At 59.2% G+C, this 14,894-nt stretch carries 15 protein-coding genes; 3 read left to right on the forward strand and 12 right to left on the reverse strand.

The features are described 5' to 3' along the window. Nucleotides 1-92 precede the first annotated feature (92 nt). The 4 genes from F475_RS12140 to F475_RS12155 form a co-directional block, all read right to left on the reverse strand. Nucleotides 93-875, reverse strand: a complete 783-nt coding sequence (locus F475_RS12140) for a MetQ/NlpA family ABC transporter substrate-binding protein (protein WP_007941045.1) — start codon at nucleotides 873-875, stop codon at nucleotides 93-95. Between the two features lie 263 nt (nucleotides 876-1,138). Further along, nucleotides 1,139-2,071 carry a sigma 54-interacting transcriptional regulator gene (locus tag F475_RS12145; RefSeq protein WP_111453986.1) on the reverse strand — a complete coding sequence of 311 codons (933 nt, stop codon included), beginning with the start codon at nucleotides 2,069-2,071 and terminating at the stop codon, nucleotides 1,139-1,141. Nucleotides 2,072-2,139: 68 nt separating this feature from the next. After that, entirely contained in the window at nucleotides 2,140-2,721 is a 582-nt protein-coding gene (locus tag F475_RS12150; RefSeq protein WP_064615794.1) for an alpha/beta hydrolase, read from the reverse strand. 378 nt (nucleotides 2,722-3,099) lie between these two features. Then, nucleotides 3,100-4,173 carry a fatty acid desaturase gene (locus tag F475_RS12155; protein ID WP_086944179.1) on the reverse strand — a complete coding sequence of 358 codons (1,074 nt, stop codon included), beginning with the start codon at nucleotides 4,171-4,173 and terminating at the stop codon, nucleotides 3,100-3,102. A gap of 100 nt (nucleotides 4,174-4,273) precedes the next feature. On the opposite strand from F475_RS12155, the gene F475_RS12160 reads away from it, so the two are divergent. Further along, nucleotides 4,274-5,278 carry an AraC family transcriptional regulator gene (locus F475_RS12160; protein WP_019581709.1) on the forward strand — a complete coding sequence of 335 codons (1,005 nt, stop codon included), beginning with the start codon at nucleotides 4,274-4,276 and terminating at the stop codon, nucleotides 5,276-5,278. 71 nt (nucleotides 5,279-5,349) lie between these two features. Here the strand turns inward: F475_RS12160 and F475_RS12165 are convergent, their stop codons facing one another. Together F475_RS12165 and F475_RS12170 are read right to left on the reverse strand one after the other, a co-directional pair. Further along, nucleotides 5,350-5,715, reverse strand: a complete 366-nt coding sequence (locus F475_RS12165) for a response regulator (RefSeq protein ID WP_019581708.1) — start codon at nucleotides 5,713-5,715, stop codon at nucleotides 5,350-5,352. Nucleotides 5,716-5,801: 86 nt separating this feature from the next. Further along, the gene (locus F475_RS12170; RefSeq protein WP_111453987.1) at nucleotides 5,802-6,488 is read right to left on the reverse strand and encodes a Crp/Fnr family transcriptional regulator; all 687 of its coding nucleotides are present in this window, start codon (nucleotides 6,486-6,488) and stop codon (nucleotides 5,802-5,804) included. An 84-nt stretch (nucleotides 6,489-6,572) separates the two neighbouring features. Here F475_RS12170 and F475_RS12175 point away from each other — a divergent pair, with 84 nt between their 5' ends. Continuing rightward, complete coding sequence (locus tag F475_RS12175) at nucleotides 6,573-7,091, forward strand: DUF962 domain-containing protein (protein ID WP_111453988.1); 519 nt, start codon at nucleotides 6,573-6,575, stop codon at nucleotides 7,089-7,091. Nucleotides 7,092-7,203: 112 nt separating this feature from the next. On the opposite strand, the gene F475_RS12180 is transcribed toward F475_RS12175, so the two are convergent. From F475_RS12180 to dibA, 6 genes are all read right to left on the reverse strand, one after another. Continuing rightward, nucleotides 7,204-8,193 (reverse strand): sulfate/molybdate ABC transporter ATP-binding protein, encoded by a 990-nt coding sequence (locus F475_RS12180; protein ID WP_028939547.1) that lies wholly within the window; start codon nucleotides 8,191-8,193, stop codon nucleotides 7,204-7,206. A 3-nt stretch (nucleotides 8,194-8,196) separates the two neighbouring features. Next, complete coding sequence (cysW, locus tag F475_RS12185; protein ID WP_007941037.1) at nucleotides 8,197-9,066, reverse strand: sulfate ABC transporter permease subunit CysW; 870 nt, start codon at nucleotides 9,064-9,066, stop codon at nucleotides 8,197-8,199. Between the two features lie 13 nt (nucleotides 9,067-9,079). Beyond that, a complete protein-coding gene (gene cysT, locus F475_RS12190) occupies nucleotides 9,080-9,898 on the reverse strand; it encodes a sulfate ABC transporter permease subunit CysT (protein WP_018929362.1) in 819 nt (272 codons plus the stop codon). 71 nt (nucleotides 9,899-9,969) lie between these two features. Next, nucleotides 9,970-10,983 carry a sulfate ABC transporter substrate-binding protein gene (locus F475_RS12195; RefSeq protein ID WP_111453989.1) on the reverse strand — a complete coding sequence of 338 codons (1,014 nt, stop codon included), beginning with the start codon at nucleotides 10,981-10,983 and terminating at the stop codon, nucleotides 9,970-9,972. A gap of 131 nt (nucleotides 10,984-11,114) precedes the next feature. After that, nucleotides 11,115-11,297, reverse strand: a complete 183-nt coding sequence (gene oscA / locus F475_RS12200; protein WP_018929364.1) for a sulfur starvation response protein OscA — start codon at nucleotides 11,295-11,297, stop codon at nucleotides 11,115-11,117. Between the two features lie 311 nt (nucleotides 11,298-11,608). Continuing rightward, nucleotides 11,609-13,528 (reverse strand): phosphodiesterase DibA, encoded by a 1,920-nt coding sequence (dibA, locus tag F475_RS12205; protein ID WP_111453990.1) that lies wholly within the window; start codon nucleotides 13,526-13,528, stop codon nucleotides 11,609-11,611. A 148-nt stretch (nucleotides 13,529-13,676) separates the two neighbouring features. Between dibA and desA the strand changes: the two genes are divergently transcribed. Continuing rightward, the gene (desA, locus tag F475_RS12210) at nucleotides 13,677-14,861 is read left to right on the forward strand and encodes a delta-9 fatty acid desaturase DesA (RefSeq protein WP_018929366.1); all 1,185 of its coding nucleotides are present in this window, start codon (nucleotides 13,677-13,679) and stop codon (nucleotides 14,859-14,861) included. Nucleotides 14,862-14,894: the final 33 nt, after the last annotated feature.

Raw genomic sequence — 14,894 nt, forward strand, 5'->3', positions numbered from 1 at the left:
TGAAATCTTTTGATCTTGGCGCAATAAAAAACGCCGACGCTGTAGTAGCCGTCGACGTTTGAAACCTTGAAGGGGTTCGAGACGGCGGTGAATCAGAACGCCGGCAGTACCGCGCCGCTGTATTTCTTGTCGATGAACGCCTTCACTTCCGGGCTGGTCAGGGCCTTGGCCAGTTTCTGGATGGCAACGCTGTCCTTGTTGTCCGGACGTGCCACCAGGAAGTTCACGTAAGGCGAATCGGCACCTTCGATCACCAGCGCGTCTTTAGCCGGGTTGAGGCCCGCGTCCAGCGCGTAGTTGGTGTTGATCATGTCCAGATCGACCTGGTCCAGAACACGCGGCAGCATGGCCGACTCCAGTTCCTTGAACTTGAAATTGTGCGGGTTCTTGGCGATGTCTTTCGGGGTGGCCAAAGCGTTTTTCGGGTCTTTCAACTCGATCAGGCCAGCCTTCTGCAGCAGGATCAGGGCACGGCCGCTGTTGCTGCCTTCGTTCGGGATGGCGATGGTTGCGCCGTCCTTCAGCTCAGCCAGGGTTTTGACTTTCTTCGAGTAGCCGCCGAACGGTTCGACGTGCACGCCGATCACAGTCACTAGGTTCGTGCCTTTGCCTTCGTTGAAGCTTTTCAGGTACGGCAGGGTCTGGAAGTAGTTGGCGTCCAGACGCTTCTGATCGACCTGCACGTTCGGCTGAACGTAGTCGGTGAAGACTTTGATTTCCAGGTCCACGCCTTCTTTGGCGAGGGTAGGCTTGATCAGTTCAAGAATCTCGGCATGTGGAATCGGCGTCGCCGCAACCACCAGTTTCTCGCCAGCCTGGGCCAGACCCGCGGTCAGGGCAGCCGCCAATGCGGTGAACAACAGAACCTTTTTCATGCAGTGTCCTTATCGAAAATCACGGTCGTCATCGACGACGGCTAAATGTTTAGGTGCCAGTGAAGTGCTATCGCTGGCGTGACGCGGACGATACCGGGATTTTTTATTCCCGAACAATATCTTTTATTCACTTTCATATTCCATTTTGTTCATACAGTCCAATCCACGAACGACCCTGTAGGAGCGAGGCTTGCCCGCGAAGAGGGAGTGTCAGCCGACATCAATATTGCCTGGCACACCGCTGTCGCGAGCAAGCTTCGCTCCTACAGAAGCCCCGTCGCTTTGAGCAGGTCTTTCAAGGCCTCTTTTTCGGCGGCGGAGCCGCTGCCGAGGATTTTTTTCAGTTGCTGCTCGATCTGTAGCAACGATGCAGACGCCTCGGGCAGATTCAAATGCTCCGGCAAAATCTCATCGCCCGTACTCACCAGCAGCGCAAAGTGAATGACGTTCTCCAGCTCTCGGGTGTTGCCCGGCCAACTGTGTTGCTCCAGCAGATGCTGCGCCGCTTCGCTGATCAGTGGCACCGGCAGGTCGAGGCGCTGGCTGTAGATGCCGAGGAAGTATTCGGCCAGCGATAAAATATCGCCCACCCGCTCACGCAAGGCCGGCAGTTCGAGCTGGCCCTCGCTGAGGTAGTGATAAAGCCGCTCATGGAATTTTCCGGCCGCCACTGCCTGGGCCAGATCGATGCTGGTGGCCGCCACCAGACGCACGTCCACCGGGCTCGGCTGGTGCGCACCGACGCGGGTGACTTCGTGGTTTTCCAGGGCTGCGAGCAACTTGATCTGGATCGGCAGCGGCAGGTCGCCGATCTCGTCCAGGTACAAGGTGCCGCCGTTGGCCGAGCCGAACCAGCCGGCACGACTGCTGGCCGAACCGCTGTAACTGCCGGCGGCATAGCCGAACAGTTCAGCATCGGCGTAAGTCGGGCTGATCGCGCCGCAATTGACGGACACGAACAACCCGCCACGATCACTGGCGCGATGGATGTGCCGCGCCAGCAGTTCTTTACCGCTGCCGGTTTCACCGCGAATCAACACTGAGATCGAACGTGGCGCCAGCTGTTCCAGCTCCTGGCGCAACTGCCGGGAACGCGGATCGACAAACACCAGCGCCTTGGCACGGATGCTCAGCGGGCTTTTCTCCGCATCGGGAAAGGTCAGCAATGGCTGACCGAAGGTTTCATGCAAACTCATGGCAGACTCCCGCCCAAAACCGCCGGGAGACGGGGGCCGATTCAAAAAAAAGAAAAAAAGGAAAGGGTTCAAGCGCGACGCAGGGCGTGCTGCTCCATGCGGTTCTGCAGCCGATAAAGGTAGGCAAAACCCTGCTCCCAGCGCCGGTGACCGGACTTCACGTTGATGTGCCCGGCCCCCGATAAAATTCCCGCCTCGGCGCCCCACTGACGCGCCAGTTCAAGCGCACGTGGCGCGCTCACGGCAGCGTCGTTGTCAGAGCTGACGACCTGGCTCGGGAAAGGCAATAAATGGGTCGGGATCGGCGCAAAGTTGCGCAGCGCCGGCGCACAGGCCGGGCGCTCGACGTCCGCCGGCGCGACCAGCAAGGCGCCGCGCACTTGACGCAAGAATTGCAGCGGCGCGGTGGCTGCCCAATGGGCAACGGTGATGCAACCCAGGCTATGGGCGATCAGGATCACAGGCGTGCTGTCGGCGGCAATCGCCTCGGCCAACGCCGCGACCCAGTCTTCACGACGAGGCGTCAGCCAATCGGCCTGCTCCACCCGCGCGCTGTTTGGCAGACTGTTCTGCCAGTGGGTTTGCCAATGATCTTCTGGCGATCCTTGCCAGCCCGGCACAATCAGGTAGCGAATTGATTCGTTGCGCATGGGGGAGCTCTCCTGCTGCGTGTCTGTTCCTGATCGAGTATAGGGAGGAGAGTTATATTCGTTAAGGAATAAGAAGCTATTAATTAAGACCAATATCGAATATGTGTTTGCCCGAAATAAAAAAGGGGCCGCACCCTGCCAAGGAGACGGCCCCGGAAACTCAAAATCTGTTTGCGCTGATCAACAATCCTGAAGCCGATGATTGGCGAAATCGGTTATCCAATAAAGGAATATTTAATTACTTTATTAGACCTAAATCACATATACGAATCATCTTCGGCAATCGCCGACCCCTCGCTGCTTGCGTCACAACTTAGCGTCCCTTTGGGTCAAATTGATGACGAGCGTTTTTCGCCTTTGAGTTTCCGGGTGCCTTGCTCAAACCTGGGCGGCATGCACTTGACGGGGTTCTGTGGTCGCCTTGTGCGCAAATCGGTTCGCCCGTGCAAACGTCCCGAAATCATTGAACCGAACCCCCATCTCACGCATCACCTCATGCGCCACCGGCACCGTCATCTGGCGGATGTAAAACGGCTCCTTCACCACAAAATGATGGATCCCGTGGCTGCTGCCGAAGTTGAAGCAGAACGCCTGCAACGGCCACAGCCACCAAGGGTTCAAGACCTGAGTCTGCTGAATCACATTCCCCGGCTCGACGTCACCGTAGTAGTGCATGTTCGAGCTGACAAAGTGCAGGCAGAACGTGCGCAACACGTTCGGACCGATGATCACCACGACAGCGATGTCGATCACTTGCATCACCGCCAATGTCGTCGCCGACCATTCGATGGGCGCCCCCGATAGATGCGCGATGCCGTTGGCGGCGTGAAAACCGAGGAACACATACCACGCCCCCCAATGCATCAGCGCCAGCGGTGCGTAAACTTTCAGGGAGCGCTTGAGGATGCTGAACTTGTGCGCCCAGGTCTTGGCCCGCAGCATGCGGATAAGCGCCGACATCACGTTGTCGCCAACCATCAACAGCCGCGCAAAACCCCAGGGCTCACCGTTGGTGATCGCCCGCTCTTCCATGTCGGCTTCAGTGCCGGACACCTTGTGGTGGTTGAGGTGCAAATGGCGGCGGATCCACGGATTGATGGTGCTCGGCCGCGCCAGCCACACCAGGCCCATCATCAGGTTATGCGGCACCCGCTGTTTGCGAAAATACATGCTGTGGATCAGGTCATGCTCAAGTTCATGGGTCAACGAGGCGAAAAACGCGTTGACCAACAAGCATGCCCACCAGTCCATGTATCCGTTGATATAGAGCACTGCCGAACCGATCATCCCGGCCAGGGCGAAGGCCAGGATGCCCGCACCCAAGGCGTCCTGATGGTTGAGAATCGGGTAGCGCCGACGCAACTCGACGCCCTTGGCCAATACCACCTGGCGAATATGCGCTGATCGTTGTGCTGCATTCAGTCGCTGGGGACTTGCAGAAGTACCGTCCATGCTTCCATCCTCTGGTTATTGATGTTCGCATCCTGCCCTGTGATGCTTCACACAGCGGTAGCCGTGAACGCCAACCTGTTGACCGGACGCGCCAATCGACATGACTGAACCGACCTCCCTCGCCAGCTGGACCCGCGCCCTGCGCAAGCAGCTCGATGCGCTGGGCCTCGACAGCACCGCCCTGTGCCGACAGGCGGGGCTCGATCCGCAGTTGATGGACGACCCGAACGCCCGTTACCCGTTGTCCGGCACCACACGCCTGTGGGAAATCGCGGTGCAGGTCAGTGGCGACCCGGCGATTGGCTTGCGGGTGTCGCGGTTTGTCAGCCCGACCACGTTCCATGCGCTCGGGTATGCGTTGGTGGCCAGCGGCAGCTTGCGGGAAGTGTTCGAGCGCATCGTGCGTTATCACCAGGTGGTCAGCGATGCGCTGGACCTGGAGTTGACCCGCGCCGAGGATCGCTACCGCTTCCGCCTGAAAATCCCCCAAGGCAACCCCGCGCCAGCCTTCGAAGCCATCGACGCCTTCGCGGCGATTTACGTGCGCACCTGCCGTAACCGGCTGGGCCGCGACTACGCGCCGCTGGCGGTTTATCTGCGCCGTCCGGAACCTGCCGACCCGCATCAATGGCACAAAGTGTTCCGTTCGCCGGTGTATTTCGCCGCCGAGGAAGACCGACTGGAATTCGCCCTGGTGGATTTCGACAGCCACCTGGACGACGCCAACCCGGAACTGGCCGAACACAACGAAACCGTGCTCAAACGCACCCTGGCGCAACTCAAGCCCCTGACCTGGGAGCGCAAGGTTCGCGACGCCATTGAAGAGCAACTGCCTGAGGGCGAACCTTCGGCCGATCGCATCGCCGAAGCACTGCACTTGAGCTTGCGCAGCCTGCAACGGCACCTGGCGGACGAAGGTTGTCGGTTCGATACGCTGCTCAACGAAAGTCGGGAAAACCTGGCGCTGCTGCACCTGCGCGATCCGCAGTGCTCGTTGAGCGAGGTCAGTTACCTATTGGGATTCGCCGACACCAGCAGCTTCAGCCGCGCGTTCAAGCGCTGGACGGGGATGACGCCGGGGCAGTTTCGGGATGGGTTGCGGTAATAGATCCGCAAGGCGTGTTGCGATTTCCGGCCCCCATCGCAATTTCTCAAGCACCACTGAAACCGCTACTGCTACCGCCCCCGATCTCGCCGCAATAGCTTGCGCACCCGCTTCACCAGCTCACTGACGGTAAACGGCTTGAGCAGGTAATCATCCTCATGCAGCTCCAACCCGCGCAGCCGGTCCTCGATGCCGTCCGTGGTGGTGAGCAACAGCACCGGCGTATCGCCGAGCTTGCGGATCTGCTGCAGCAACTGCCAGCCGTTGAGCCCCGGCAGCATCACGTCGAGGATGATCAATTCATATTCGCCAGACTCGATGAAGCGCCGGCCGTCCATGCCATTGAGCGCTACATCCACCGCATAACTCGCTTCGCTCAGGCCTTTGGCCAGGAGGCTGGCGGTCTCGGGTTCGTCTTCCACTAACAGCACACGCATGGCACACCTCGATTGTCGTCTTCACAGGCTAGGCGCGTTCGTGGACAAAGCCCATCAATAAAATCGACAGCGCCTGCAAGTGCACATCAAACCACCGCCAATGCCCGCAACCGCTGCGCATCCAGAATCTCGATCTCGCCATACCTGAGATTCAGAATCCCCTGCCCCTGCAAGTCCTTGAGGATCTGGTTGGTGGTCTGGCGCGACAGCGACAGCATCGACGCCAATTGCTCTTGCGGCAATTGCAGAACGCGGCGCGGCAGGTCGATTTCACCATAGCCCTCGGCGATCATCAGCAAGCGATGGGCCAGGCGCGCCGGGGCCGGCATCAGGCTCAGCTGTTCGAGGTTGATGAAGGTCAGGCGCAGTTTGTGGCTCATCAGCAATGCCAGTTGCCGCCAGTACACCGGGTGTTCGTCGAGCAATGCCAGCAGCGCTGTTTGCGGGATGTGCAACAGAATGCACTGGCCCACGGCGTAGGCATCATGGGTTCGCGGCTGGCCATCGAACAGGCAGATTTCGCCGAACCAGTGCGGCGGTTCCACCAGGCTTAGCAGCGCTTCCTTGCCCTGCTCATTCACCGCGCCAATGCGCACCGAACCTTCAAGCACCGCATACAACCCGCACGGGGGATCACCGCGTTTGAACAGCAGTTGCCCAGGCGATAGGCGCCGAATCCGGGCGATTGCCAGCAGACTATCCTGTAAGGAAACAGGCAAGTGACTGAACCATTGCCCCGTCATCAGGCGTGAACGCCAAACCTGCATGTCCATGAAAACTCCTGGAGATTGTCGCCTGGCTGACAGAGCGAGAGATGAACCCGGGGCATCATCAATCACTCTACAGGAGGAATAACAATGAAAAGCCTCGTTGACCATCTCAGTCAATACGCCGCCTACCACCGTGATCCGCGCAATATCGCCAGCCACTTCGTGGGCATTCCCCTGATCGTCGTGGCGGTCGCGGTGTTGCTGTCGCGTCCGCAATGGGCCGGGGGCTGGCTGTCACCGGCAGTGCTGGTGTCACTGATGTCGGCGTGGTTTTACCTGCGCCTGGAACTACGGCTGGGGGTGCTGATGACGGTATTGCTGGGTCTGTCGGTCTGGCTGGGGCATGTGCTTGCGCGGCAAAGCACATTTGCCTGGCTTGGCGCCGGCATCGGGATGTTTGTGGTGGGCTGGGCGATACAGTTTGTCGGCCATCATTACGAGGGGCGCAAACCGGCGTTTGTCGATGATGTGACGGGGTTGATTGTCGGGCCGTTGTTTGTGGCGGCTGAGTTGGCGTTTTTGCTCGGGATGCGGCATGAGCTCAAAGAGCAGATCGAGGCGCGAGTGGGTGGTGTGCGAATCAATCCGAAAAATGCGGCGGCTTAGGCCGCTTTAAAAGATCGCAGCCTGCGGCAGCTACGGGGTTTTGGGTTGGCCACAGATGTGTGCTCGACCCAAATCCACTGTAGGAGCTGGCGCAGCCTGCGATCTTTTGATCTTAAATGTTGGCGACTTTCTGCCAGACCTTGGGTTTGAAGAACAACGTCTCACCCTTCGTCAATCCAACCAGGCTGTCGTGATCCTTCACCACTTCAGCTTCAATCAACTCGCTCTGGCCTTCGACCTTCAGCGTCACCCGCGTGGTGGCGCCCAACGGACGAATATCCCGCACTTCAGCGGCGTGGTGGTCTTCCAGTTCATGCCGCGACAGCGACACTTCATGTGGACGGAACAGTACGTGCCGGTCTTCGCCCAAATGCAGACGGTTCGAATCGCCGAGGAAGTGATAGACGAAATCGCTGGCCGGATTTTCGTAGACGTCGCCCGGTGAACCGATCTGCTCGATCACCCCCTTGTTCATCACCACGATCCGGTCGGCAACTTCCATCGCCTCTTCCTGGTCGTGGGTCACGAATACCGAGGTCAGGTTGATGTCCTCGTGCAACCGCGCGAGCCAGCGACGCAGTTCTTTACGGACCTTGGCGTCGAGTGCGCCAAAAGGCTCGTCGAGCAGCAGCACTTTCGGCTCCACCGCCAGGGCGCGGGCCAACGCGATGCGCTGACGCTGGCCGCCGGAGAGTTGTTCCGGGTAGCGATCGGCCAACCAGTCCAGTTGCACCATGTTCAGCAATTCGTGGACTTTCGCCGCGATCTGGCTTTCGTTCGGACGCTGGTTTTTCGGCTTCATACGCAGGCCGAACGCAACGTTGTCGAACACCGTCATGTGACGGAACAAGGCGTAGTGCTGGAACACGAAACCGACGTTGCGATCACGCACGTCGTGGCCGGAAACGTCTTCGCCATGGAACACGATGTTGCCCTGATCCGGGGTTTCCAGACCGGCGATGATTCGCAGCAACGTGGTCTTGCCGCAGCCGGACGGCCCCAGCAGCGCCACAAGTTCGCCGCTTTGAATGTCCAGGCTGATGTTGTCCAGCGCCTTGAACGCGTGGAAGTTCTTGCTGACGTTACGCACTTCGATCGACATGACTTATTCCTCCGCGGCGCTGGCGCGCAGGCGGTTAATACGGTTTTCGCTCCACTGCTTGAGCAGCAGGATGAAGAGCGCCAGGATCAGCAACAGGCTCGCCACGGCGAACGCGGCCACGTGGTTGTATTCGTTGTAGAGAATCTCGACGTGCAGCGGCAAGGTGTTGGTCACCCCGCGAATGTGCCCGGACACCACCGACACCGCCCCGAACTCACCCATGGCCCGCGCGGTACACAGCACCACGCCATAGATCAGGCCCCATTTGATGTTCGGCACGGTGACGTGCCAGAACATCTGCCAGCCATTGGCGCCAAGCAAACGCGCGGCCTCTTCCTCCTGGGTACCTTGTTCCTGCATCAGCGGGATCAGCTCACGGGCCACGAACGGCACGGTGACGAAAATCGTCGCCAGCACGATGCCCGGCAAGGCGAAGACGATCTGGATGTCGTGATCCTGCAACCATGGGCCGAACAAGCCCTGGGCGCCGAACATCAGCACGTAGACCAGACCTGCGATCACCGGCGACACCGAGAACGGCAAGTCGATCAGGGTCACCAGCATGCTCTTGCCGCGGAACGAATATTTGCTCACGCACCATGCGGCGCTGACCCCGAACACCAGGTTCAGCGGCACCGAAATCAACACCGCAATCACCGTGAGTTTCAGGGCCGACAACGCGTCCGGTTCGAAGATCGCGGTGAAGAACGCACCCAGGCCCAGCTTCAGGCCCTGGGACACCACGATGAACAACGGCAACAACAGAAACAGCGCAAAGATCAGCCAGCCGAGGCCGATGAGGATTCGCCGCGAAGCTGCACTGCCACGGCGGGCGGCGTTCGAGGAGGCCGCTGCAATAGACGATTGGGACATTTTTCGCGCCTCCTTATGGGGTTTCGATGCGCCGCTGCAACAAGTTGATCAGCAGCAACAGGACAAAGGAAACCACCAGCATCAGTACACCAATGGAGGTGGCGCCGGTGTAATCGTACTGGTCGAGTTTGACCATGATCAGCAGCGGCAGAATTTCGGTTTTCATCGGCATGTTGCCAGCGATGAAAATCACCGAACCGTACTCGCCGACCCCACGGGCAAAGGCCAAGGCGAAACCGGTCAGCCAGGCCGGGAGCAGCGCCGGCATCAGAATATGGCGGAAAACCTGCAACGGATTTGCCCCCAGGCACGCCGCCGCCTCCTCCACTTCACGGGGGATATCGGCCAGTACAGGCTGTACCGTACGTACTACGAATGGAAGTGTTACAAAAGTCAGCGCCAGGGTGATGCCGAGGGGGGTATACGCGATCTTGAAACCCAGGTCCGCCGCGAACTGACCCACCAGGCCGGTGGGGGTGTACAGCGCGGTCAACGCGATACCGGCCACGGCAGTGGGCAATGCGAAGGGCAGATCGATCATCGCATCGATGACTTTGCGCCCCGGGAAGGTGTAGCGCACCAGCACCCAGGCCAGCAGCGTGCCGATCACGCCGTTGATGATCGCGGCGTACAACGCGGTGCCGAAGCTCAGCTTCAACGCGGCCAGCACCCGAGGTGCCGAGATGATTGCCCAGAACTGGTCCCAGGTCAGTTGAGCGGCATGCACGAACATCGCCGCCAGTGGAATGAGCACAATCAGGCTGAGGTACACCAAGGTGTAGCCCAGCGTCAGCCCGAAGCCGGGTATGACGGGGGAGATACGACGCGACATAAAAGTCCTTGGTTGAAAACGCACTAAGCCCCGACGGCAAGATCGGGGCCCGTTGGCAGATCTATTTCAGGCTACTGCGCCTGGTAAATCTGGTCGAACACGCCACCGTCATTGAAGAATTTCGGCTGGGCGGTTTTCCAGCCGCCGAAGTCCTTGTCGATGGTCACCAGTTCCAGGGTCGGGAACTGTTTGGCGTACTTGGCAGCTACGTCCTTGTCACGTGGACGATAGAAGTTTTTCGCCGCAATTTCCTGGCCGGCCGGGCTGTACAGGTGCTTGAGGTACGCTTCGGCGATTTCGGTGTTGCCCTTTTTCTCGGCGTTCTTGTCGACCACGGCCACCGGTGGCTCGGCAAGGATCGACAGCGAAGGCACGACGATGTCGAACTTGTCGGCGCCGCCGTCTTCTTTCAAGGCCAGGAAAGCTTCGTTTTCCCAGGCCAGCAACACGTCGCCCTGGCCGTTGTTGACGAAGGTGATGGTCGAACCGCGAGCACCGGTATCCAGCACAGGCACGTGCTTGAACAGGGTCTGTACGTACTCTTTGGCCTTGGCTTCGTTACCGCCATTGGCTTTCAGGCCATAGGCCCAGGCCGCGAGGAAGTTCCAGCGTGCACCGCCGGAGGTTTTCGGGTTCGGGGTGATGACTTCCACACCGTTCTTGGTCAGGTCACCCCAGTCCTTGATGCCTTTCGGGTTGCCCTTGCGCACCAGGAACACGATGGTCGAGGTGTAAGGCGTGCTCGCTTCCGGCAGACGCTTCTGCCAGTCAGCCGGCAGGCTCTTGCCGAGCTTGGCGATTTCGTCGATGTCGCCGGCCAGGGCCAGGGTCACCACGTCGGCCCGCAGACCGTCGATCACCGCCCGGCCCTGCTTGCCTGAGCCACCGTGGGACTGCTGGATCTTCACGTTGTCGCCAGCGTGGTCTTTCTTCCAGAAGTTGATGAACTCGGCGTTGTAGTCCTGATACAGCTCACGGGTCGGGTCATACGACACGTTGAGCAGTTCGTAATCCTTGGCAACCGCGGAACCAGCAAAAAGGGCACTGGCCAGGGCGGCCAACGCAAAATAGCGAATCGACGACATGGTGAAAGCTCCTGGAATTCTTGGTGTGGTGGCTTTTTCTTATGGTCTGGAACGGGTTGCCTGACTCAAGGATCGAAGCCTTCGACGCTCCCGCAGGGGCCGCCGAAGGCTGCGATCTTTTGATCTTTGCTTCAGCTCGACTTGTTGCCCGGATGCTGCAAACGGAATTTCTCTTTGCGTTCGATCTGTACCACCTGGGCGTTGTGCACGGTGATTTCCACCGCGCCAAAACGCAGATCGCGCAAGGCGCTCTGGATTTCACGCAAAATGGTGGCTTCGTCCTGCCCGTCAACACTGCGTAGGGATGCGCTCATGGTGCTGCTCCTTTAATGAGATATGCCTGGCAGTGGCGGGCACTGCGTACGGCGTGAGAGCAATAGTAGATAGGCGCAGATATTCTTAAAAATACTATTTAAGAATGTTTATATAACCATAATGAATTATTTGATGGGACAAGGGATTGCGGGGGATCTACTATTTTCAGGGCCACACAAAACCCTGTGGCGAGGGGGCTTGCCCCCGTTGGGTCGCGTAGCGGCCCCAATTTATTGCGTCTGCTACGCAGCCGAACGGGGCGGTGCGGCGTTCCGACAAGCCCCCTCGCCACAAGAAGCAGTTCAGGCACTCATCCAATCACCGGCGCCCGAACCCAATCCAAGGAAGCCGCCGGTACAGGTCGCCCAAACCAGTACCCCTGCCCCAGATCGCAATCGTGCTCGAGCAGGAAAGCGGCCTGCTCGACCTGCTCGATCCCCTCGGCATGCACCTGCATTCCCATGCTTTGCGCCAACGCAACGATCACCCGCGTGATCGCCGCGTCATCCTCATCACCCGGCAAGCCTGCGACGAATCCCTGATCGATCTTGAGTTTTTGCACCGGTAAACGCTTGAGTCGCAGCAACGACGAATAGCCCGTGCCGAAGTCATCGATGGCCAGCCGCACGCCTAACTCACGCAAGCGATGCATCTGCTCCAGCGCCACTTCCGGATCCTCCATCACCGCGCTTTCGGTGACTTCCAGCTCCAGATATGCCGGATCCAGGCCGGTGTCGTGCAGCACCTGAGCCACCTGCTGGTACAACTCACGGCGAGCGAACAGGCGCGAAGAAACATTCACAGCAATAAACGACAACACCACGCCCCCGGATTGCCATTGGCACATTTGCTGACAGGCCTGGCGCATGACCCAGGCATCGATCTCGGCAATCAACCCGGTACGTTCGGCAATGGGGATGAACTCAGCCGGTGACACCAGCCCGCGCTGTGGATGCTCCCAGCGCACCAGGGCTTCGACGCCGATCAGACGGCTGGTTTTGAGGTCGTGCACGGGTTGGTAATAAACCCGCAACTCTTGCTGCTCCAGTGCTCGGCGCAATTCGAACGCAATCTCGACACGTTGCTGGGCATGCGCGGTCAGCTCTTCGGTATAAAGGGCATAACCGTCTCGACCCGCGCTCTTGGCCTTGAACAGTGCCGAGTCGGCGTTGCGCAACAATTGCTCGGCACTCAAGGCATCACTGGGGAACAGGCTGATGCCGACACTGGCGTTGATGAACAACGAATGCCCGTCGATCTGGAACGGCTCCTTGAGCCCATCGACGACCTGCTGAGCCAACGCTGCGGCGTGCCCCGGTTGCGGGCAATTTTCAGCCAATAGAGCAAATTCGTCGCCACTGAGCCGCGCCAGGGTGATGCCCGGGCCGAACAAGGTGTTCAGACGCTCAGCCACGCCCTTGAGCAATTGATCACCAACACTGTGACCGAGGCTGTCGTTGATCAATTTGAAGTGATCGAGGTCGATCATCAGCAACGCACAACCGCGCTTATGGGCCTGCGCCGAGGCCACAGCCTGCCCGGCACGGTCGGTAAACAGCAGGCGATTGGGCAGATTGGTCAGCGGATCGTGGTGGGCCAGGTGCGTCAGTTCATGCTCGGAATTCTTGATCGCACTGATGTCGGAAAACACCGCAACGTACTGGCTGAGCCGCCCCTGATCGTCATGAACGAGGCGGATCGTCTGCCATTGCGGGTAAATCTCGCCGCTTTTGCGACGATTCCAGATTTCCCCGCTCCACTCACCCAGGCTTTCGAGTGTCGCGAACATCGCCTGGTAGAAACTCGGCGGGTGATGGCCCGACTTGAACATGCTCGGTCGCTGACCCAGCACTTCCTCACACTGGTAGCCGGTGATTTCCATAAACGCCCGGTTCACATGGACGATCAGCCCGTTGCTGTTGGTGACCAGTACCCCTTCGCGGGTGCAATCGAACACCGCAGCCGCCTGTCGCAAACGCTCCCGGTCGGCATTACGTTCCCGCAATTTGGCGCCGACGCCCAGGCAGCGAAACAAACGTGCGCGCGCGATGAAAATCAGCCCGGCACTGAAGGCCACCCAGGCATAACCGTTGATCAGTTGCCAGCGCAGCAGGTCGGTGGAGTTATCGAAGAAACTGTTCAATAAATAACCACTGAATTGAAGCCAGACTACGGAAAGCACCAGGTAAAGTAGCGCTGCACGCAAGGCATCGCGATATGTGGCTGACATTCGAGCGTCCATGTCCCTACAAAAAAGACTGGAATTATAGATTAAAGAAACATCCGGCCACTCTTATCTGAAAGGGCGACTGGTTTTATCTGTGGGCTAAGTGATAATGCGACGGCTGTTTTTTTCTTTATCGAGGGTCCTATAGGCTATGTGGTACGAAGGTTTTCTTGGCTTATCGCCCTGGTCACTGGTGGCAGTCACCCTGCTGATGACCCACGTCACGATCGTCGGCGTCACGGTCTATCTGCATCGCTATTCAGCCCATCGCTCGCTTGAGCTCAATGCCGGCCTGAAACATTTCTTCCGCTTCTGGCTGTGGTTGACCACGGCGCAGAACACCCGCGAGTGGACCGCTATCCACCGCAAGCATCACGCCAAATGCGAAACCGTCGATGACCCGCACAGCCCGGTCATCAAGGGCTTGTCCACCGTTCTGCGCAAAGGTGCCGAGCTGTACCGCGCCGAAGCGGAAAACCCCGAGACCCTGCGCATCTACGGCAAGAACTGCCCCGAAGACTGGATCGAACGCAACCTCTACAGCCGTTTCCCACTGCTGGGCGTGGCGATCATGGGCGTCATCGACCTGCTGCTGTTCGGCACCATTGGCATCACCATCTGGGCCATCCAGATGATGTGGATCCCGGTCTGGGCCGCCGGCGTGGTCAATGGCCTGGGCCATGCCATCGGCTACCGCAACTTCGAATGCCGCGATGCGGCGACCAATCTGGTGCCCTGGGGCATCCTGATCGGCGGCGAAGAACTGCATAACAACCATCACACCTACCCTAACTCGGCCAAACTGTCGGTGAAGAAGTGGGAATTCGACCTCGGCTGGGCCTGGATCCAGGTCTTCAGCTTCCTGCGCCTGGCCAAGGTCCAGCGGGTTGCGCCGATCGCCCACCGTGTCGAAGGCAAAGGCAACCTGGACATGGACACCGCCATGGCGATCCTCAACAACCGCTTCCAGATCATGGCCCAGTACCGCAAGCTGGTGATCGCGCCTCTGGTCAAGCAAGAGCTGGAAAAGGTCGATCACTCGGTCCGCCACCAGTTCCACCGGGCCAAACGCCTGCTCTCGCGGGAAACCAGCCTGCTGGACGACAAGCACCACCTGCGCATCCAGACCATGCTCGAGCACAGCCAGGCGCTGAAGGTAATTTACGAGAAACGCCTGGCCCTGCAGCAGATCTGGGTCAAGACCAGCTCAAATGGTCACGACATGCTGGCCGCCATCAAGGATTGGGTACACGAGGCCGAGGCCAGCGGGATTCAATCCCTGCGCGACTTCGCCGACCAACTGAAAACCTACTCCCTGCGCCCCGCCACTGCCTGACCCTGAATCAGGGGCGCACCTGTGGCGAGGGAG

Source organism: Pseudomonas sp. URMO17WK12:I6 (assembly GCF_003253625.1).
Classification (GTDB): domain Bacteria; phylum Pseudomonadota; class Gammaproteobacteria; order Pseudomonadales; family Pseudomonadaceae; genus Aquipseudomonas.